Below are 20,622 nucleotides of genomic sequence, written 5' to 3' on the forward strand. Positions count from 1 at the left end.
GCTAGCGGAAGCTGTCTCAAAAGTGCAACTTATGACTTTTGGGGCAGCTTTTTTATGCAACAATCCATTCGGGGCTTCGTCTAGAAAGAAAAGGGACTTTGTTTCTACCTATTCATTTCAATAGACGAGGTGTTCGAATCATGAAGAAATGGTTAATTGGCATGCTGGTATGCACTTGCCTCATAGGCTCGGGGAGCAGCTTCGCAGTTGCAACAGCCGAAGCGCAAGCTGCTGCTGCCATCACAGTTACGGTAAACGATCGCTTGATTGATTTTGATACGAAACCTATGATTGATCATGGAATCGTGTTCGTTCCGCTTCGGTTTATCGTGAATGAGCTTGGAGGCCAAATTGCAGGGTCGAGCAACAATGAAGTAATCATCACGAAAGGAACCAAAACGATTAGCATGAAGGTTGGTTCCAAGAAGATAACGATTGATGACAAGGAGCTCGAGCTTCAGGCAGCGCCTAAGTTAATAAACGGCCGAACGCTCGTGCCGCTTCGTGTTCTCTCGGAGGTTTTCGGGGCAACAGTCCATTACGAGAACCATCAAGTTCACATCCACACAGTTACTGAGGAGACTACACGTGGCAATTCTATAGGCAATCTCAATAACGGCGGTTGGTATGTAAGTGATCAAGAATGGATCTACTATAACAATCAGAATGATAGCGGTAGGCTGTATAAAGAGAAATATGACAACTCGGAGAATCAGCTGGTCAGTGACGACAAGTATATTGGGGCTTTGAATCTAGTAGGCAAGCAATTGTACTATACAAGCGACAACAAGCTCTTCAAGTGTGATATCGATGGGGCGAACCGGACGCTTGTGCATGATTTTGGTCTGGGAGCAAATCTGGTCTCGATTGTAGGGGACTGGATCTACTACACACAGGGCACCTATATGTATAAGCCGCTCTATCGGATGAAGCTGGACGGAACAGCGAGAGAGCTGCTCGTAAACTATCAGGTATCCAGCATCGCAGTGACGAATGGAAAGATCTACTATACGATCGAAGCGCAGAAGTTATTCGTGATGGACACGGACGGGCGCAATAAGAAGAAGCTGCTCACGGGGAATTACATCACATGGGTCGAAGTGAAGGGACAATCGCTGTATTTCAATTACAAAGGGAAGTTGTATACGATGCACACAGACGGTACGGCATTAACGCAAATTTCCGATCTGGATGCGCGCAATATTAATATTCAAGGGGATCGGCTCTATTTCAGCAACTATAGTGAATACAGCAAGAAGCTGTATCGGTTGAATCTACTGGATCATACCACGCAGAAGCTTAGCGAGGATAAGGTCTACTATGTGCATATTTTGAATAAGAAGCTGTTCTTCTACAACCCTGATATCAGAGTCGTTGAAGAGATCGAGATCGAAGGGGCATAATAGGTAGAAGAGGCTGAAGTTCGAGGTGATTATGATGATGGACATGGAAAATCTACTGGCGACTATCGTAGAACGGTTGAAAGTGGTTCCTGGTATTGCGGGCATCGTGCTCGGCGGTTCTCGCGCAACGGGAACGCATACCGCTGAATCCGATGTGGATATCGGCATCTACTATGATGCGGCTGAGCCGCTCGATATCGCAGCGCTGTCTGTGGTTGCGACCGAGCTTGACGACTCACGAAGGGAAGAGCTCGTAACGCCGATCGGGGGCTGGGGACCTTGGATCAATGGCGGCGGCTGGCTCCGTATCGGTGGAATGGCTGTCGATTTGCTATATCGGGAGCTGGACAAAGTTACGGTAGTAGCGATGGACTGCCGGCAAGGAAGCCTATCCGTCCATTATCAACCGGGGCATCCGCATGCGTTCTGCAGTCCGATCTACATGGGGGAGGCAGCGGCTTGCCGAATCTTATGGGATCCGGAAGGAAGGATTGAGCAGCTTAAAAGTTTATGCACGCCATATCCGGATGCACTGCAGAAGGCAGTTGCCGATACTTTCATGTGGGAAGCAGGTTTCTCCATTGCCAATGCGCATAAAGGTGTGAAGCGCGGCGACGTTTCATATGTTGCGGGCCATCTGTTTCGCACAGTGAGCTGCATGACGCAGGTGTTATTTGCACTCAATCGGACGTATATGCTGAACGAGAAAGGGGCAGTTGCAGCATGTGCTGGCTTTCCGATAAGTCCGGTAGATTTTGCTGAGCGCATTCATCGAAGTTACTCGCAACTATCACCGGAGCGAACTGTCCTTGCGTCTGCTGTGGATGAAATGGATGCGCTGGTGCAGGAAACGGAACGGTTGAAGGCGGAGTGCTTAAGGTAAGCTTATGAAGGAATGACTGAGCAGGGAGAACCTGCTCAGTTTCTTTATGTGCGAAATAGTACAGGTCGACACGTCCCGACTAGAAATCTACTATTCAGCGACCATTAAATTTGCTATCGTTGATAGATACGAGGGAGAAGTAACGAGAGGGGATTACATAATGAAAGTACTGCTGTTCGGTGCAACGGGCATGGTAGGGCAAAGCGCACTTCGTGAGTGTCTCGTAGATCCACAAGTTACGGCGGTCACCGCAGTTGGACGGAATGTGACAGGCCAGCAGCATGCCAAACTGCATGAGATTAAGCAGGCTAATTTACTCGACCTCTCTGCCATCGAGAAGCAATTAACGGGCTTTGACGCCTGTTTCTTCTGTCTTGGCATATCGTCCGCGGGAATGAGCGAGGAGCGTTATACGGCGATTACCTATGATTTGACGCTCAGCGTGGCGAAGACATTGGCGCGGTTAAATTCGCAGATGACGTTTATCTACGTGACGGGCAGAGGTACGGACAGCACGGAGAAAGGCCGCAGTATGTGGGCTCGTGTGAAGGGCAGAACGGAGAACGAGCTGCTGAAGCTGCCGTTTAAAGCGGCTTATATGTTCCGGCCCGGCGGAATCATTCCTCGGCATGGCGTGAGGTCGAAGACCAAGCTTTATCAAGCGATATATATCCTGATGAGGCCGTTCTACCCGCTGCTGGAGAGAGGGTTCAAGAGCGCGATGACTTCATCGGATAAAGTCGGACGCGCCATGATCGTCGTTTCGCAGCGGGGTTATGCCACTCCGTTCATTGAAAGCGACGATATCAACCGAATAGCTTCACAACATATATGAACTGAGAGGAATTCCAATGTCAATGAAGCCGGCACAGCTACCGCAATCCATTCTGTTTGAGATCATTCTGGCTGTCATCATCGGCGGAACGGTCATCACCGCATTCTCACCGCTCTATGGGAATGGCATCATTAATGTTGTCGTTCCGATCGTGATTTTATTGGTCTTGAAAGCTGATTTTTTTGAAAAGCTCAAACTTTCCACTCTGCTGATCGGCCGAATATTGGTAGTGGTGACCTTCTTAGGTTTCTTCCCGGACAATTGGCTTGTCCCAACCATTGTGTGGCTGCTGCGCATCAATATCTTGGAAGCGACTTTGACCGATTACAAGAATCGCAGCTATTACAACGTGATTTCGGGCATTGCACTAATCGCTTCTTCCTTCGTTCTTCAAGGGGAGTGGCTCGGAACGTATTACGTCACGACCAACGAAGCCATGATCTACTGGGCGATTGCCTACACGCTATGGAATTGGAACTTTGTCATTTACAATTTCAAGCAGCAAATCGGGTTCTACCATATTGCGGTTCTTATCGCCCCCATGCTGATCGTGCTCGGAGCTTGGAATCCGGGATTGTGGCTGATCATGCGAGCGAACAGCTTGACGGTTGCGGGGATTTTTCAAATTTCATGCAAAAGCTACCTCGAACAGAACCTCCGGAACGATTCGCTCAATGCTTTCATTACAAAGGTTAAACGGAAACCAACGCAGCTTATCGTGATGGTTGTCAACGTGCTGCTCAGTGCGCTAACGCTGGTAATGGTATGGATAGGGTAACGAATCTTATGCCCGAGAGAGTCCCTGAGACTTTCTCGGCTTTTTTGTGCAGTCATCGCTATAAACCGTGTTGCAGCCACGGAAGCAGGAGGACAAGTCATCGTTGACGAATTGAATAAGCAATATGAAGCGTTTACAGCAGGAAAGTAAGGAGAGCGAGAAGAGCGGAAGGCGGGGCTTGTTAATGAGCAGTCGTATAGAGCTTAGCGGCAGTGAATGGACAGTGACCGGATGGAATCGCAACCAGTGGAAGCTTGGCATGAGCATGGAGCTGGGCTTTAGCATCAATCCGATGCTCCCGGCTATTAAGGCTGTAGTTCCAGGGGCAGTGCAACGAGATTTAATCGCGGCGGGCTGGCTGCCCGATCCGAACGAAGGCTTGCGCAGCATGGAGCTGGAGTGGGTGAACAATCGGGATTGGGTGTATGAGCGAAGGTTCGAGGTGCCGGATGGCTGGATGCAGGACCGATGCGAATTGGTGTTTGAAGGATTGGATTATAGGGGACTCATCTATCTGAACGGCGAGGAAATTACAGCATTCGAAGGGATGTTTCTTCCGGTAACCGTTGATGTTGCGACGAAGCTGCGTGTAGGTTCGGGAAATGAGAACATTCTTCAGCTTGTATTCTTGCCGAGTCCTGAAGTGGATGGGCAGATTGGGTACTCGAATGAGATCAGCAAGGTGAAGTCTCGCTTCAATTACGGCTGGGACTGGTGTCCGCGCATCGTGCCTGTTGGGATATGGAAGGACGTAAGTTTGCAGACTCACTCTGCGCTGAAGCTGAATGATTACTATCCGAAGGCTGTTCCGGCTGAGGATGGTGACGGCGGTAAAGTGTTGTATCGTTTGGAAGCTGAGATTTGGCGGCCCGGCAGCTATAAGCTGGCTTATGAAGTAGTCGATGCAGCGGGCGATATCGTACATAGCGAGAAGAAGATCTATGAGCTTCGTCGCGGCGGAATCCATCGCATAGAGCATGAAATGTCCATTGCGGCTGTTCGCCGCTGGTGGCCAAACGGCTATGGGGATCATCCGCTCTATCAGGCGAGAGTCACCGTTTATGATGCGGAAGGCAGATTATGTGCTGCAGATGTGAAGACAGTTGCTTTTCGCACACTTCAGTTCGTTCAGAACGAGGACTCCCCTGCGGATGCACTGCCTTATACGCTGCTTGTGAACGGCGTGCGGGTATTCTTAAATGGCGTGAATTGGGTCCCCATTTCGCCGTTCTTTGGTGGCGTAACGAGTGAACAGTATGCGCATTATCTAGGTCGATTCAAGGCGATGAACGTGAATGTAGTCCGCGTATGGGGCGGAGCGATTACGGAGAAGGAAGATTTCTATGCGTACTGTGACAGCCATGGCCTTCTGGTCTGGCAGGAGTTTCTGCAATCATCAAGCGGGCTCAACAACTGTCCGCCGGACAATGCTGCATTTCTGAAGGAGCTGGCGAGCGTGTCTCGTGCAGCTGTTATCGAGAAGCGCTCGCATCCGAGTTTGATGGCGTGGTGCGGAGGCAATGAGCTGATGTGGGAAAATTTCTCTCCTGTCGACGAGAGACATGGGAACATTGCGATGCTGAAGAAGCTGGTAGAAGAACTGGACCCCGGTCGTCAGTTCTTCCCGTCAAGCGCATCCGGCCCGAGATTCGGCGCAACCGAGGAGGAGTTCGGCAAAGGGCTTCATCATGATGTTCATGGACCGTGGTTGTACCTGGGCGAGGAGAATCATTACCGATTCTTTAATCATAATGACAGCTTGGTGCAGACGGAGACAGGAACGCCCGGAGCCTCAAGAGCGGAGCGGATTCGCGTGTTAGCTGACCGCATGTCCCCATGGCCGCCGACGAAGGAGAACGCCTATTGGCTGCACCGCGGCGCATGGTGGATTCAGTGGGAGCAGCTCTCCGATATGTTTGGTCCGTGGGATAAGGAGCGGGATGAACTGGAGCAGTATTGTCAGGCCAGCCGCTATTTGCAGCTGGAATCGCTGCGGTACATGGCGGAGGCGACACGTCGAAGAGAGCCGAAATCTTCGGGATTTATGATCTGGATGGGCAATGAACCGTTCGCCAACAATGCCAACACCTCCATGCTGGAATATGACGGGATGCCGAAGCCGGTTTACTATGCGATGAAGAAAGTATTTGGCGGTTTGCATGTTTCTGCCCAGTATGATCGTCTATCTTATCGTACAGGCGAGTCGTTAGGCTGCGAGATTTTCCTGCACGCGGATCGGGCCGATCAGGAGCTAGTGCCGTTTGCGGTGGATGTGCATCTGGTGCAGGCAGATGGCGCGGTGCTTCAAAGCCAGCGATTTTTGGCAGAAGGTGGTCGCTTGAACGGAACGATTGGCAAGCTGGATTGGCAGGTAGTGGATGTTCCCGGCTCTGTGCTGATCTTGCGATTGGCTGTATGCGATGAGCATAATCAGCAGGTTGCAACGAATGAGTATCTGTTTACGGCGAATGCGGTTTGTCCGCTTGAGCCTGTGAGGAGATTGCCCGAGGCAGCAGTTCGAGTGCGACAAGGGGCACTGCCTGAACAGCTTGTTTTGGCTAATATTTCAGAGACGGCGGCAGTCGGCGTGTTTTTGATCCAGCGAGATGCCAGTCAGCTTATCCATCTCGATCGCAATTATTTGATGCTGCTTCCAGGGGAGCAGCTCACCGTAACTTCCATGGAGGGCCCGGTGACGCCGGAGCAGTTCTACGTAGAGGGCATGAATTTATGATTGAATCATCCCCGCATCTCGGATATTGACATCGACGTTAATGGTCACAGGCAGTTTAGGATAGATGGTCCTCCAATCGAAACGTTTCCAATCTTCATAGGACATGCTGTTTCGTACGGCGCTGCCGATACCTAAACTGTCTGTACCAAGCGCTTGCAGCCGGCTAACAATAAGCTGTAATTCTTCGCGCAGCGCCTTCGACATGTCTTGCTCCATCTGCGTGAAGGCCTTATCTTTGTTTATTTTCTGATTGCCGTCATATTCGAGAATAATGCCGCTAACTCGGACGTTTAACGTGACCTTGTAGGAAGCGTCGACCTGTTTGACGGAGATGGAGCGTTTCGTTATTAATTGAGAGAGCATGGCTCTTTCATGCGAGCCGTTAGCACTATTGGTGAATTTGATAAGCAGTTCACCGTTCTTCATGGATCTAAGCAGCAAGAAGAATTGAACAGATTCGTCGGAAGCTATTTTTCCCTTATAGCTGTCGCCATCAAACAGTGCAATTCCGTCAATTTCTACATAGTCCTTCTCCTGTGCAATGAGCGGTAGAATCGGATCGATACCGTCATCGTAATAATCGCGCACAAATTCATATAAGCGGCCAGGCGGCGCTTCGTTTATTTTCCCCTTTTGCTCAACGAGAGTGCTAATATGTTCACTAATAGAGGGGATGCCAGGGTATTGATCCGTGAGTAACTTTACCGCGCTCCCATTTGCAATAATAATATGAATCTTTTCGCCAACCGAATAGTCCCGACGATAAGAGTCCAAGTATCGCAATAGACCTGATGCTGCCAGGTCTTTGCCGAATATCAAATTTTGCAGCTGACCGGAGACGAGGATTTGACTCGTTTTGAGTGATAGCTTGCGGCGAGCTTCCTTCGTGGACTCCGATTCCGTTTGCAGATTGGTCACTTCTGTCTGTCCCCCAAGGCCAATACGGGGGATGCCGACGGCAACTGTGATTTTCTTTCCATTCGAATCGCCATCCTCTTGTTTCAACGCATCGACAGCAGCGCTGTTTACCATTCCCAGATCCTCAAGCTTTTGTTCTTTGATACATCCCGTTAGAAGCAGGAGCAAAAGCAGCATAAATCCTCGTCTATACATGTTTTCGCCGTTCCTTCCAATGATGAATAGTGATGAGAATAAGCAGCAAAGCCGGCAGTAGAAACGCGATTCCGATTTCTACCATGCCCAGAAAGTAAAGCCATCGTTCGGTCTTCTGCAAATCACCTCGATTCCACAGCGCGATGATTGCAGCGAGAATCGCCATTCCCAAAGAAGGAATAACCCGCTTCTTGACGCTTGTCACCATATTCCTAACCAATTCAATTGCCGCCCAAAGATACATGGACGTAATGATAAGTGCTCGAAGCATAAAGAGATTGAAGATGAGATCATCTACCCGCTGCACGAACGGGAAACGGATAAAGGATAACGTATTTAAAGACGGATATGCGAGCTGCTGTAACTGTTCAAAGCTATAGAAGCTGAAAGTTAGGATCGCCGAGATACAATAAAGCAGCGTCACAATGAGGTTTGCAAGTTGAAAACCAGTCATTAATCGAGTCTTTTTGCCTGAATAGGGAAATAGCAATAGACATAATTCGTAGCCTAAAAATGCAAAATAGATGTTCAACATACCCTTTAAGGTAAAAGCCCCATCTTTGAACAGATAAGGTGTGAAGCGAGTGAAGTTGAATTGATTGAACAGCGTTTCCGGAACCAAGATAACCAGCCAGAACATACAAATGAAGAAGATCACAGTAGTGGTTGCGATGCCGATGATGCCTTTGCTCAGCAACAATAGAATGAGAGCTCCGAGTAGGATGTACAAGTAGAGAGGCTCTATTGTAGGAAACGAAGTGGAGCGCAAGATTAGCAGAAATTGCTTGCTGATCAGGACGCCTAGCACGGTCCATTGCAGGGTAAGCAAGCTGAAGAGAGGAATCACGATACCGGCAGGAAGAACGCGTCTTGCGATCGTGTATATATTGACACCATTGCTGTACCGGTACACGAAAGCAATCAACCACAGATTTAAAGAGGAAATGGCACCGAATCCGAATAAAGCCAACCACCCATTATAGCCGAATTCCTCCGCGAGCAAGCGCGGCATTTCGAACGAAATAATGCCGTACTGCAATGTGATTGCCAGGATGACGGTTTGTGAAAACTTTAGTTTCTCATTCATATGGAACTCCTAGCGTGAGGAGGATTTGGCGTGCTTTCTGGCTTTATCTATCCATTGCACCGGAGCACGTACGATCATATCGAGCCAATTGCCAGGAGACATGTAGCTGCCTGCACTACCGAGCGCATTCTTACCTGAGAGCTGGATGACGAACAAGGCAAACCCGATAACGAGACCAAAGTTGCCGAGTAAACCAGCCAGTACAATGATTCCGAACCGAAATAACCGGATCGCCGAGCTCATGGAATAGCTTGGAATGACAAAGGACGCGATTGCGGAAATCGAAACGGAAATAATCAGAATATTGCTTGTTATCCCGGCTTGTACGGCAGCTTGGCCAATGACAATTCCTCCAACGGTGCCGATGGTAGTCCCGATCTTAGTCGGAAGACGGGCTCCTGCTTCACGGAGCAGCTCTATGGTGAACTCCATAATGATGGCTTCCATGAGAGGCGTAAACGGGACTTTGTTACGAGACTCCATCAGGTTATTGAGCAGCGAAGGCGGAATCATCTCGTAGTGGTAGGTGACAACGGTCACATAGAACGCCGTGAAGCCCAGCGTGATGAACAAGGCGATATATCGCAGCAGCCGGATTGCGGATGAGACGAGCCAAGACAAATAATAATCGTCCGACGAGGAGAAGAATTCATAGAAAGTAGCAGGTGCGCTGAATGCGACCTGGCTTCCATCCAGCAGGCCGACCATCTTGCCGTTTGTGAGCTTGCTCACCACAACATCCGGACGTACAGTGGTGAGAAACTGCGGAAAAACGATGAAACTCCTTGGATCCAAATATTGCGTGAGCGTATTCGTATCAAGAATGGTATCGGTCTGAATGCCGCGCAGCTTCTCGCACATCAGCTGCACATCCCCCGGATCGGCTTCGCCTTCGAGATAGAGCAGAGACATCGACGAACCTGATTTGCTGCCGAGCTTGAAGGAAAGAGATTTTAACCGTGCGTCTTGAAGTCTTCTGCGGATGAGGGATAAATTCGTGCTTAGTGATTCCGTGAACGAATCCTGCGGTCCGCTAATGACGGTTTCTGTATCCGATGACGTGATGGAGCGGGTATCGGGCGAATACGAGTCGTATAGATAGGCTTGTCCGCTGTAGTAAATGGCGACTTGCCCGCCAAGTATGCCTTGCGTCAGCTGCTCTGATGATGTGGCTTGAACATAGTGGGATTGCGTCAGCTGCTCTTCGATTTGTGCTTGATGGTTGTCGACGGTGCCGAACGGCTCAAGCACATCTTTGCGCAGTTGTTCTTTTCCCGTCAGATGAGCGAAATAGATGAGGTCTATGGCGTGACGGGGGAAATTCTGATGTACGAGGTCAGCACAATGGTCGAGCGCTTGAAGCGTTCTGCTAAGCAGTTCAGGTTCGGTTGTCTTCTCAGCATCCTTCATCAGGAAATTCCACACTTTCTTCTTATCCTATAATGGCCTTCCGTTAGTATGAAGAACATCTGGGATTTTTATGCAATTGCAAGGAGGCGTCTGGATCGAGTTGTCTTCATTGCGGCGAAGGACTGTTGGCTGATGGTTGCCTCTTCGTGGTAAACTAGCATAAAACGGGCAAGTGAAGGAGCTTTTCCCCATGAAACTCATGAAATACATTCTATCCGTTATTATCCTGGCAGCTTGTGCCGCGGTAGGCGTTATGTATGCCTCTTCCTCGTCGTCACAGCCCTCTACCGTGAAAGACATCGAAGCGGAATGGGCGTTTACGCAGGACGGCGGACAGCCGGATCAACTGCTTATCGGTGTGATCAACGACGCGGAAACCACGCTTGATATCGCGATCTATAGCTTAACGAAGCCGGACATCGTAGATGCGATCAAGAAGGCGAAGAAGCGCGGGGTTGCCGTTCGTATCATCACCGACAAGACGCAGTCAGGCGGCAAAGCACAGAAGGAAGCGCTCAAGCTGCTCGGCAGCGCGGGCGTTCCGATGAAGATCAACAAGCACAGCGGGCTGATGCATTTGAAAATGACGATAGCCGATGGCGCAATAGCGACGACAGGTTCGTTCAATTATTCGAAATCGGCCAGCACCGATAACGATGAAGTGCTGATGGTGCTTCGAAACAGCGAGGTTGCCCAGTCCTTCGCAGCGCAATTTCAAGAGATGTGGGAAGACACGGGTGGGTTTCAAGCGATAACGCCGATCATTGCAGAGGATGCGCTTGAAGTTACAACTCCGCCTGATGAAGCGGAGAATTCCGCTGTTGCTCCGGATGCGAATTCAGCATCAGACAAGACCGTTGTTTATCGGAGCTGCGCTGCCGTCAAGGAAGCCGGCAAAGCGCAGCTGCGCAAAGGCGATCCCGGCTACAGTACGAAGCTTGACGGAGATCGTGACGGCATTGCTTGTGAGAAATAGATCAGAGTGGGCCCGCCTCGTGCGGGCTATTTTAATGCGTATTTCCTCGACAGAACTCGACAAATATTAAAGTTTCGCTTAGAGGATTTGCTCGAATCTATGTCGAATAAATGCTAAAAGAAGGATAAATATGTTTGGGACTTACAGCTGGGGAGTTGACTGCGAATGAGAACCTTTCTTCAGAAAAGAATAAAGCTCCAACTGTTAAACAGCAGACTCCGTATGCTTGGTGTCGTTTTCGTTCTCATCGTCGGCGTTTTCTGTACAGCCATCTTCTCCTACTTCGAACAGGATCATCAAGAACGCGATATTCATAATCAATTGGAACAAACGATTCGACTGCAGCAGCAGTATATTGATAAATGGATGTCTGAACGCATGTCGGAAATCAGCATGATTGCCAGCCTGTCCGCTGTGAAGAATTGGGAGCTTTCTGAAATTGGAGCTATTCTTACCTTATCCCAGAGCAAACATGTAGAATTTAAAGCGATGGGCTTGATCGATCATGAAGGCTACAGCGCTTTATTGAAGAGTGAATTGAATGTGAAGGACCGTCCTTATTTTATTGCCGCGCAGCAAGGCCAAGAGTCCATATCCGATGTAATCGTATCAAGGAAGGATGGCAAGCGGATCATCGTGTTCGCCGCTCCAGTACGAGACGCGAATCAACAGTTCATTGGCGTTGTCGCGGGTACGGTTGATCTTACGACGATCGAGCATTTAATGAAGCAATTCGTGTACGGCAAGAGTGGACAGACCTACCTGGTCGATTCGGATGATGATCAATTGATTACAGGCGCAGGAGCAGGAACGGTTGAATTCGATTCGAAGGCGATTGATTCTGCCATCATAGACAGGGCAAAGACGAACAGCAAGTCCAAGTCCGCTTATACAAACTACCGTGGTGAAACCGTCTATGGTGCGTACACTTATGCGAATAACGGCAGATGGCTTGTAATCGGTGAAGCGGCCAAGGCGGACGTATTCGCTTCGCTCTATGCAGAACTCAAATATACGAGTCTCTTCATTCTGCTCGCGATGGCGGCAGCGGTGTTCATCATGTTTCGAACGGCCAAGAAGATTACCGATCCGCTGAACCATCTGTTAACAGGCGTGAAACAGATCAAAGAAGGCGGATACCTTTACCGTATCGAACCGGAAGTATTCAGAAACACGACATTGGAATTCCAGCAGCTGTGCAGATTGTATAACTCCATGTCGGATACGATATTGGAGCAGATCGGGGCAATCAGCACGGAACGAAACTTTGTCAATTCGATCATCGAGACGGCTGCTTCTCTTGTTGTCGTCATCGATTCGGATGGTCATATCATTCGGTTTAATCATAGCTGTGAACAAATTACAGGTCATGTTTCCGAAGAGGTGCAGGGGCGTTCGATCTTTGATTTGTTCGTTCCGATTGAAGAACAGTCGGCCGTCCGCGTACATTTCTATAACCTGATCAATGCGAGCGGGAAGACTCGTCACGAGAATCATTGGCGAACACGGACAGGAGAGCTTCGGCTGATTGCTTGGTCCAATACGATTCTGAGAGGGCAGCAGGGCGAGCGTGATTCGATTATAAGCATCGGCATCGATGTTACGGAGCAGCGTGCGGTTGAGCAGGCCATGATCGAGAATGAAGAACGGATTCGACTGCTGGTCGGGTCGATGGACGAAGTGGTGTCTACCTTTGACAGGGAGCTGAAGCTCACAGGGATATACGGCAGATCCATGGATTCCATTATTCATGATCCGCATGCGTTCTATTCCGGCAAAACCATTCATGAGTTGCTTAATGCCGACAACGCAGGTCTTCATGAAGAAGCCCAGCGCAAGGCGCTGCTTGAGAGAAACACCGTGCTCGACTGGTCGATCAGCTCGCCAACAGGTTCTACCTATCATCAAACCTCGTACTCACCACTCCTTGATAACGGTGGCCAAGTGAAAGGTGTCGTGTCCGTCAGCCGAGAAATCACGCAGTTGAAGCAGGCAGAGGAAGCGTTCAAGGTGACGCAGGCACGCTTGAATAATATATTGGAAAGTATTACGGATGCGTTTATGGCACTGAACAATGACTGGACGTTTTCTTACGTGAACAGTGAAGCTGAGCGAATCCTTGGCAAGAATCGCGAGAGCATTATGGGCAATCTGCTGTGGGATTGTTTCCCTAAGATCATCGGAACTGCCATATTCGGCTCGTATCGCGAAGCGATGGACAAGCAGCAGCCGATCTTTACGGAGGAGTATCTTCCGTTCATGCAAGCTTGGTACGGGGTGCATATTTATCCGTCGAAGGATGGACTGTCGATTTACTTCCAGAATGTGACGCAGCGTAAAGAGCTCGAGCATGCGGCAAAAGAGAGCGAATCGCGCCTAAGCACCATTATCGAAACCGTCCCGAATGCGATTGTCGTCGTGGATGGCTCCGGTCAAATTACGATGGCCAACCAGATGGCTGAGGATATTTTCGGATTGGATAAAGAAGCGATACTCAGTCGGACTTATGCGGATGATGCATGGTTCTGTTCGACAATAGCGGAAATCTAATTCCGAAGGCGGATTATCCGGTTGCGCATGTGTTTCGTACAGGCCAAGTCGTGTCCAATTCCGAATTCGTGTATAAACGAGCCGACGAGTCCACGGTCATCGTATCCTGTAATGCTGCGCCGGTTCTGGACAGTCGGGGACAGATTACGAGCGTCCTGGTCTCGCTCTCGGATATTACCGGCAGGATTGCTGTGGAATCCAAGCTTCAACTGGCTAACGACGAGCTGAGGAAGCTGTCCTCCTTGGATGGGTTGACAGGCGTGTACAACCGCAGATATTTCAATGAACAGCTGCGCGTGGAGTGGGAGAAACATGCGGTTGTTGGAGTGCCGATGTCGCTCATTATGCTGGATATCGATTATTTCAAAAGCTACAATGACACTTACGGTCATCAAGGCGGCGATATGTGCCTCAAGACGGTCGCATCCGAAATTCGGGATTCGCTACAGGTACCGGAATCCTTCATCGCTCGTTACGGCGGCGAAGAGTTCGGCATTGTGCTTCCGAATACAACGAAACAAGAGGCGGCCGAATTGGCGGAGTTCGTAAGGGTACGCGTGGAGAATAACCGCATCCCTCACAGCAAGTCGACCGTGAGCAGTTATGTGACAATCAGTCTGGGAGTGGCGACGTTGATCCCCACTTTCGATCAAGACGAAGAGATGGTGGTCGCCTACGCCGACAAATGCCTCTATGAAGCGAAGAAGACACGTAACCGCGTCGCGGTTTATGAACAATTGGAAGCATCCATGTCGGAAGGATGATCGTTGGAACAAAGAAAGCCCGGGTTCGGGCTTTTTTTGTTGGGAGGAAATAAAGCATCGAGCTGATGTTAACCATTAGTTGATACTGTAAAGCTACATCACATGCAGTACCGCGCGATCTGTTACTTCGTAGCAACTGACATAGCTGTTAGGTTTGATTGGTCGCAGTAGATTTTGAACGGACAGATTATGCAGATGCTTTCGAGCAGTTCGGAAGTTAATTTGATATTGAAGCATCACATCCCGTGTTCGGATAGGTTTACCCAATTGAATTGCGAATCGAAGAACGTCCTTTTCATCTGGCGAAAGCAATAGGGAAGCAGGTGTTCGAATCAAATGTGGGCCGATAACCAGCTGTAGCAGCATGCGGCAGACATCCGGACGTTTCTGTACATCATCGAATGAGAAATGGATCATTTTCCAGCCCATTCCTGTGAGATAAGTATCGCGATTGAGCGAATAGCTGAAGCTCTCTCGGTCCATATCTTTGATATGACTTTGATAGCCGTCGCATTCCAAGCCAAAACGTCCGTAAGGCGGGAGGAATGCGAAGTCCAGAAACTGAGACTTGCGGTTCCAATCATGAATTTCATATTCCGGATGCAAGTGATCGAAGCTGCCAAATAGCGGCCACCAAACATTTTGCAGCAATAGTTTCTCCGCATGTTGATGCCCTCTTAACAATCTCCCTCTACGCTCGCCTGATCTCTTGGACAGATGTCGTTCCAGCAATCGCGCATGTTCCTCTTCAAAGTCCGGCATGTTAACCACCTCTTCCTTTCTTTTTTCCTATTAAAATAAAAAAGAACACCCCATCGCCGCACTCGGCTAAATAGGACGTTCTTCGTCTAGGTAAATTATAACACATGACAGTCTGCAAGAGGAATGAGTGAATTAACTCCAGGCATTGTCTCTCAGATGCAGTCAAAAGTTGCAGTTTCTGCAACACTTAGCGCACGGTGAAGGAGTTTCGAAGCGAATGTTGCAAAAATTGCAACAATAATAAGGGAAAGTCCCCTCTAGAGAGGAAAAGGTAGGGGAATGTTGTATTTTCTGCAACAAATAGTAGTATCCAGCTGCTTTAGCGTATTATTGTTGCAGTTTATGCAACAATCTGAGGAGGTTGATGCGACGAAAGCTGATACCCCAAGCTCGCGCCAATCACAGCTCACGATTCTTATATGCACGTGGATTCATGCCGTACCGTTTGCGAAATTGGCCGGCGAAGTGGTTGTAGTTCTGAAAGCCGACATCGAGCGCGACTTCGGAGGCTTGACGGTCGGTATGCTCCAGCAGGAGGGCAGCCTGGCGGATGCGCATGTCGTTGAGCGAATCAACGATGGATGACCCTGTGGATTCTTTGTATAAGTGCGACAGTCGTGATGGTGATAAACCGACTGCCCGGGCCAGCTCATCGATTCGAATGGGATCCTGCATACGCGTGGAGAGCAAATGTCGGATCTCATCTATACGGGGATCCACTTGCTTGGATAACCGCTGGGCCAGCAGCAGCAGGATTTCGCGCATGGTACTCTCGCATAATTCGTTCCAGTACAGGCTGCGCTCGATGGAGTCGGAGATCAGCCGATTGAATGCTTGATGGATGCGATTCCTCGCCACGTTGCTGTCGATCGCATGAATAAGCAGCCTCTCGCTTGGAAGCAGGCTAGTCTCCATAAACCGCGGCGTGAAATGTGCCCATACGAAATTCCAGTTGCTCCCTTTGCGCGTGCCATATTGGTGCGGTACACCGGGATGCATCAAGGTTACATCGCCCGTCTGGCAGAATCGTTCCTCTCCATCAATCAGAAAATAACCTTCGCCTGCAATCGTATAGGTGATGAGCCAATCCCCCATCCCTTCCGACCGTTTAATGGAGTAGTTATCAGGCTGTTGAAAATGGTTGGCGATAACCATATATCCGCCTTGTTCCCTGATATAGGAAGGCAATTCAGGTCCCTTTGCGTTCATGTCCGGCTCACTCCTCTGACATCCATTATAGCAGGATAGTAGGAGTAATTAGCAACATTGTTACTTCTGCATGAACGCAAAATTCTCTACAATAAAGGTACAGTGATGGACTGTCATTATCTACTTAATAGGGGGAAGAGGAATGTCAGAAGCTTTGCGAGTTCTCACGCCGGAACAGAAACAGCAATTCGATAAGGAAGGTTATCTCATTGTGAAGGGGTTGTTCGCACCTTCGCATCTTTCTGAAATTGTAGAGACCTTTGATACGATGAGTCACGAGACGATTCCGGGTTATTTTGAGCCGAACCTTGAGCCAGGTGTTACCGATCCGCTGCAGCGTTTTCCGCGTGTCATGCATCCGCATCGTTACAACGATACAGCGATGAAATATATGCTTCATCAACCGGTTATGGAAGTGCTCGCAGATCTATACGGCGAAGAGGCGTATGCGGCACAAAGTATGTTCTACTACAAGCCGCCGGGCTCCAGAGGCCAAGCGCTGCATCAAGATAATTTTTATTTGCAGGTCGAACCGGGCAACTGCATTGCCGCATGGACAGCTGTCGATGCTGCCTATGAGGAGAATGGCGGCCTGCTAGTTGTTCCTAAGACGCATGCACATGAAATCTCATGTCCGGATCAGGCGGATACGAATGAATCCTTTACGACCCACTACGTGAAACCGCCCAAAGACGGTGTTGTCATGCCGGTCATCATGGAGAAGGGCGACGTGCTGTTCTTTAACGGCAATTTGATCCACGGCTCTTATCGGAACAAGACGAAGGACCAGTTCCGTCGCGCATTCATTTGCCATTATGCGAATTCTTCCGCAAGCCGGATTAATGTGCACTACAACCCGCTCTATAAAGCAGATGGAACGAAGGTCGAGCTGGAAGGAAATCCGGATGGCGGTCCGTGCGGCGTAGAAATGGGAGAATTTACGTATCATTAAATGAGCTGTTCATGCGAGCCGCAGCACCGTATGGTGATGCGGTTTGTATGTATTGCCGAAGATATGCATAGTTTATCGGTGAAGATGCGAAGCGGATGGATGGCGAACCGAGCGATAATAGATCCATAGATCATATCGCTTAGGAGGCATTACAATGTCCAATATCGCAAACGATCGATTGACACAAGCAGAAGTGGATTTTTACAATACAAACGGGTATATGCTGTATAAGAACCAAGTATTCGGTGCGGAGAAGCAAGCCGAATTATCCGCCATCTTCGAGGAACAGTGGGAGCTGGTAGGACGTCGTCTGAACAGTGAACTCGACACGCCGCATTTCCGCGACGAGCGTCTCTTGAAGTTTCTGCTAAGTGATGAAGTGCTTGATTTGGTAGAACCTATCCTTGGACCAAACATCGGTCTGTGGTCGAGTCACTTTATCTGTAAGGAGCCGCTTATTGGCAAACAGACACCTTGGCATGAAGATTCCGCGTATTGGAAAGGCCGTCTGAGCCGCTATGACAAAATCGCTACCGTATGGCTTGCGATCGACCGCAGCTGGAAAGAGAATGGCTGCATGCGCGTTATTCCGGGTACGCACAGCAACGGTTTCTCCGATTACGAAGACATCGATACCGACGACAGCATCTTCACGACGCAGATCAAGAACATCGACGAATCCAAAGCCGTCTACTTCGAGCTTGAGCCGGGACAATGCTCCATTCATGATTCGCGGATCATTCACGGCGCAACACCGAATCCAAGTCCGTTCCGCCGCTGCGGATACACGATGCGTTACTTCTCGACGGAAGCGCGCGTCATTCCGGAGAAGAACCCGAACTTCAAGATTTGGCTTGCCCGCGGTAAAGATATCGCAGGAAGCGACTTCGTTAACGTATAATACGGATAACGGTTTAACTACCATACGAACAATACGAACACCAACATCAGGCGAAAGGTAGAGTGGGATGAGCGTCTATAAAGGCCCAGAACGATTATTAAACGACAGTTATATGACTTTGTCTGCTCCCTTCCGCCTCTTCAAGCATTCCATAGACGGATTGATCGATACGCATTGGCATGAGTTTTTTGAAATGGGCTTTGTCGTATCGGGAAGCGGTACGCATGTGCTCAATGGCGTGCCTACTCGCCTAACGAGAGGCTCGGCTTTTCTGCTGACCCCTGCGGATTTTCACAGCTTAAAGTCCGATCCGGGAGAGACGCTCCAGCTGTACGATTTTATTTTCAAAGAACAATTCATCCGAGAACAGCTATCGGAGCTGCTATTCGGTCCGAATTCCGAGCATACGTATTGGTATGTCGGTGAAGAAATCGATGCGATTGAACGGGAGTACGAACGCATCTGGGATGAGACGCTGCACTGGCAAGCGGGCAGCGATTTGCTCATCCAAGGCAGCGTGGAGCGCTTGCTTATTGACCTGTCACGCAAATGCAAGGGATCTCAGCCTACGCAGACTGCGACGCCAGACCCCATGCAGCCGGTTCAATCATCCGTGCGCAAAGCGCTGATTTATATCCAGCATCACTTCCGCGAGGCTATCCCGCTCGAGGAAGTGGCGTCCTATTGCGGATTGTCCGCTAATTATTTTAGCGAATGCTTCCGTAAAGGGACAGGCTCTACGTTCCAAAGCTACGTTCAGGAGCTAAGGCTGCAATTTGCGAAGTCGCTGCTCAAGACCACGCAGCTTCCTGTCACGGAAATTTGCTTCGCTTCCGGCTTTAATACGCTGCCGCATTTCGAACGTGCCTTTAAGAAACGGTTCAGCTTGCCGCCAAGACTATTCCGGAAACAATAATATAATCGCTTGGTATCACCCGGCCCGGCTCTCGCCCCCCAGCAGAGCTTGGCCGGTTTTTTGCTATGATGCGAAGGTATCGCCTTCGACCAGAGTGAAATCGCTATTTGCGCGTGGAATCGGTATACTGATAGAAATAGATTTAAAGAATCATAGAACGATGAAAACATGGAGAAGCTCCATGCGGGGGAGGCATTATGGCAGTCAGATTGACCATTATTTTATCCATCTTTCTAGGCTTGCAGGTTTATATTGGATGGCATTTGCAGTTATTTATTTCAGCAACGGGCGGGCATGTACCGGGAGGGTTGTTTTGGCCGGTATTTGGTATTATTGCATTCTCGTACATCCTTGCAAGGATGCTTCGCAAAGCGTTACCCGGATTCATGGGAGAAGGCATGAAATGGATCGGTTCTTACTGGATTGCAGTGATGCAATACAGTGTGCTGATTCTTCCGTTCGCCGACTTGGCTGCATGGGGACTCCGCGCAGCTTCATTCTCGAATAGAGATTCGATTCTCATAACGGGTTCGGCAGTGATTGTGATTGTCTTGCTCATTCTGGCTGTTGGCTCTTTCCTCGCATGGAGTCCGATCGTTCGGCGTTATGAGGTTGCGATTCCGAAGGCAGCAGGGGATGGACAACCGCTCCATATCGCCGTTGCTTCGGATCTTCATCTCGGGTCGACCGTACGCGGAAGGCATTTGCAGCGACTTGTGAATCAAGCGAATGCCTTAAAGCCGGATATCATGCTGCTTCCAGGAGATGTGCTGGATGATGCTGTAGAGCCGTTCGTTAAACATAAATATGGTCGCAAACTGGCGGAAATCAAAGCCCGTTACGGCATATTCGCTATTCTGGGCAATCATGAGAATTACGGCGGCGGCGTTCCCGTCTATGTCAAAGAGATGCAGGATGTTGGCATCCCGGTGCTGCTTGATGAAGCACAGCTCATTGACAATCGATTCTACCTCATCGGGCGCAAGGATAAATCCGATCATAATCGAAAGCCAGTTGCGGAGCTGATAGAGGGATTGGATCACGCGTTACCGGTAATCGTTATGGATCATCAGCCAAGCTCCATCGGTGATTTAGCCAAAACAGGCGTTGTAGATCTCTCTGTGCATGGTCATACGCATCGTGGACAGATGGCACCGAATCATCTGGTGACCAGACGGATTTTTGAGCTGGATTACGGTTATTTGCTCAAAGACCAGCTGCATGCATTTGTTTCTTCCGGTTTCGGAACGTGGGGGCCGCCGATTCGAATTGGTAGTCGGAGCGAGATTTTATCGATCAAGGTGAATTTCGAGAGTCCCAGCAATGACAACAAATAGCTGTTGGTTGAG

General features: G+C 49.4%; 17 protein-coding genes. 12 read left to right on the top strand and 5 right to left on the bottom strand.

Features of this window, described 5'->3' with window-relative positions; all coding sequences use genetic code 11:
- Window positions 1–140 precede the first annotated feature (140 nt).
- The 5 genes from BLW29_RS20100 (at window position 141) to BLW29_RS20120 (ending at window position 6,633) form a co-directional block, all read left to right on the top strand.
- Entirely contained in the window at window positions 141–1,403 is a 1,263-nt protein-coding gene (locus tag BLW29_RS20100) for a DUF5050 domain-containing protein (RefSeq protein WP_090982892.1), read from the top strand.
- A 31-nt stretch (window positions 1,404–1,434) separates the two neighbouring features.
- Window positions 1,435–2,286 (top strand): nucleotidyltransferase domain-containing protein, encoded by an 852-nt coding sequence (locus BLW29_RS20105; protein ID WP_090983173.1) that lies wholly within the window; start codon window positions 1,435–1,437, stop codon window positions 2,284–2,286.
- Window positions 2,287–2,446: 160 nt separating this feature from the next.
- A complete protein-coding gene (locus BLW29_RS20110) occupies window positions 2,447–3,121 on the top strand; it encodes an NAD(P)H-binding protein (RefSeq protein ID WP_090982894.1) in 675 nt (224 codons plus the stop codon).
- A 16-nt stretch (window positions 3,122–3,137) separates the two neighbouring features.
- The gene (locus BLW29_RS20115) at window positions 3,138–3,899 is read left to right on the top strand and encodes a DUF5692 family protein (protein WP_090982895.1); all 762 of its coding nucleotides are present in this window, start codon (window positions 3,138–3,140) and stop codon (window positions 3,897–3,899) included.
- A gap of 184 nt (window positions 3,900–4,083) precedes the next feature.
- Window positions 4,084–6,633 (top strand): glycoside hydrolase family 2 protein, encoded by a 2,550-nt coding sequence (locus BLW29_RS20120; protein WP_177186726.1) that lies wholly within the window; start codon window positions 4,084–4,086, stop codon window positions 6,631–6,633.
- Here BLW29_RS20120 and BLW29_RS20125 read toward each other — a convergent pair.
- Genes BLW29_RS20125 through BLW29_RS20135 form a run of 3 tightly spaced genes read right to left on the bottom strand, consistent with a single transcriptional unit; the run spans window position 6,628 to window position 10,258 of the window.
- On the bottom strand, window positions 6,628–7,746 hold the full coding sequence (locus tag BLW29_RS20125; protein WP_090982899.1) for a Ger(x)C family spore germination protein: 1,119 nt from the start codon (window positions 7,744–7,746) through the stop codon (window positions 6,628–6,630). The genes BLW29_RS20120 and BLW29_RS20125 overlap by 6 nt on opposite strands.
- Complete coding sequence (locus tag BLW29_RS20130; RefSeq protein ID WP_090982901.1) at window positions 7,739–8,833, bottom strand: GerAB/ArcD/ProY family transporter; 1,095 nt, start codon at window positions 8,831–8,833, stop codon at window positions 7,739–7,741. Before BLW29_RS20130 ends, BLW29_RS20125 begins: the two co-directional genes overlap by 8 nt.
- Before the next feature lie 9 nt (window positions 8,834–8,842).
- Entirely contained in the window at window positions 8,843–10,258 is a 1,416-nt protein-coding gene (locus BLW29_RS20135; protein ID WP_090982902.1) for a spore germination protein, read from the bottom strand.
- Between the two features lie 175 nt (window positions 10,259–10,433).
- Here BLW29_RS20135 and BLW29_RS20140 point away from each other — a divergent pair, with 175 nt between their 5' ends.
- The 3 genes from BLW29_RS20140 to BLW29_RS20150 all read left to right on the top strand — a co-directional run bounded on the left by BLW29_RS20140 (window position 10,434) and on the right by BLW29_RS20150 (window position 14,533).
- Entirely contained in the window at window positions 10,434–11,219 is a 786-nt protein-coding gene (locus BLW29_RS20140) for a phospholipase D-like domain-containing protein (RefSeq protein ID WP_371264759.1), read from the top strand.
- A gap of 165 nt (window positions 11,220–11,384) precedes the next feature.
- A complete protein-coding gene (locus tag BLW29_RS20145) occupies window positions 11,385–13,769 on the top strand; it encodes a PAS domain S-box protein (protein ID WP_090982904.1) in 2,385 nt (794 codons plus the stop codon).
- Window positions 13,739–14,533 (top strand): diguanylate cyclase, encoded by a 795-nt coding sequence (locus BLW29_RS20150; RefSeq protein ID WP_090983176.1) that lies wholly within the window; start codon window positions 13,739–13,741, stop codon window positions 14,531–14,533. Before BLW29_RS20145 ends, BLW29_RS20150 begins: the two co-directional genes overlap by 31 nt.
- Window positions 14,534–14,626: 93 nt before the next feature.
- On the opposite strand, the gene BLW29_RS20155 is transcribed toward BLW29_RS20150, so the two are convergent.
- A complete protein-coding gene (locus tag BLW29_RS20155; RefSeq protein WP_090982906.1) occupies window positions 14,627–15,295 on the bottom strand; it encodes a PDDEXK family nuclease in 669 nt (222 codons plus the stop codon).
- 399 nt (window positions 15,296–15,694) lie between these two features.
- Window positions 15,695–16,504 carry a helix-turn-helix domain-containing protein gene (locus tag BLW29_RS20160; protein WP_090982908.1) on the bottom strand — a complete coding sequence of 270 codons (810 nt, stop codon included), beginning with the start codon at window positions 16,502–16,504 and terminating at the stop codon, window positions 15,695–15,697.
- A gap of 142 nt (window positions 16,505–16,646) precedes the next feature.
- On the opposite strand from BLW29_RS20160, the gene BLW29_RS20165 reads away from it, so the two are divergent.
- From BLW29_RS20165 to BLW29_RS20180, 4 genes are all read left to right on the top strand, one after another.
- Window positions 16,647–17,456 (top strand): phytanoyl-CoA dioxygenase family protein, encoded by an 810-nt coding sequence (locus BLW29_RS20165; protein ID WP_090982909.1) that lies wholly within the window; start codon window positions 16,647–16,649, stop codon window positions 17,454–17,456.
- A 154-nt stretch (window positions 17,457–17,610) separates the two neighbouring features.
- Entirely contained in the window at window positions 17,611–18,357 is a 747-nt protein-coding gene (locus BLW29_RS20170) for a phytanoyl-CoA dioxygenase family protein (protein ID WP_090982911.1), read from the top strand.
- A 67-nt stretch (window positions 18,358–18,424) separates the two neighbouring features.
- Window positions 18,425–19,273: a helix-turn-helix domain-containing protein gene (locus BLW29_RS20175; protein ID WP_090982913.1), complete on the top strand. Its 849-nt coding sequence runs from the start codon at window positions 18,425–18,427 to the stop codon at window positions 19,271–19,273.
- Between the two features lie 197 nt (window positions 19,274–19,470).
- Entirely contained in the window at window positions 19,471–20,610 is a 1,140-nt protein-coding gene (locus BLW29_RS20180) for a metallophosphoesterase (protein WP_090982915.1), read from the top strand.
- Window positions 20,611–20,622: the final 12 nt, after the last annotated feature.

Source organism: Paenibacillus sp. CF384 (assembly GCF_900106745.1).
Lineage (GTDB): Bacteria > Bacillota > Bacilli > Paenibacillales > Paenibacillaceae > Paenibacillus_Z.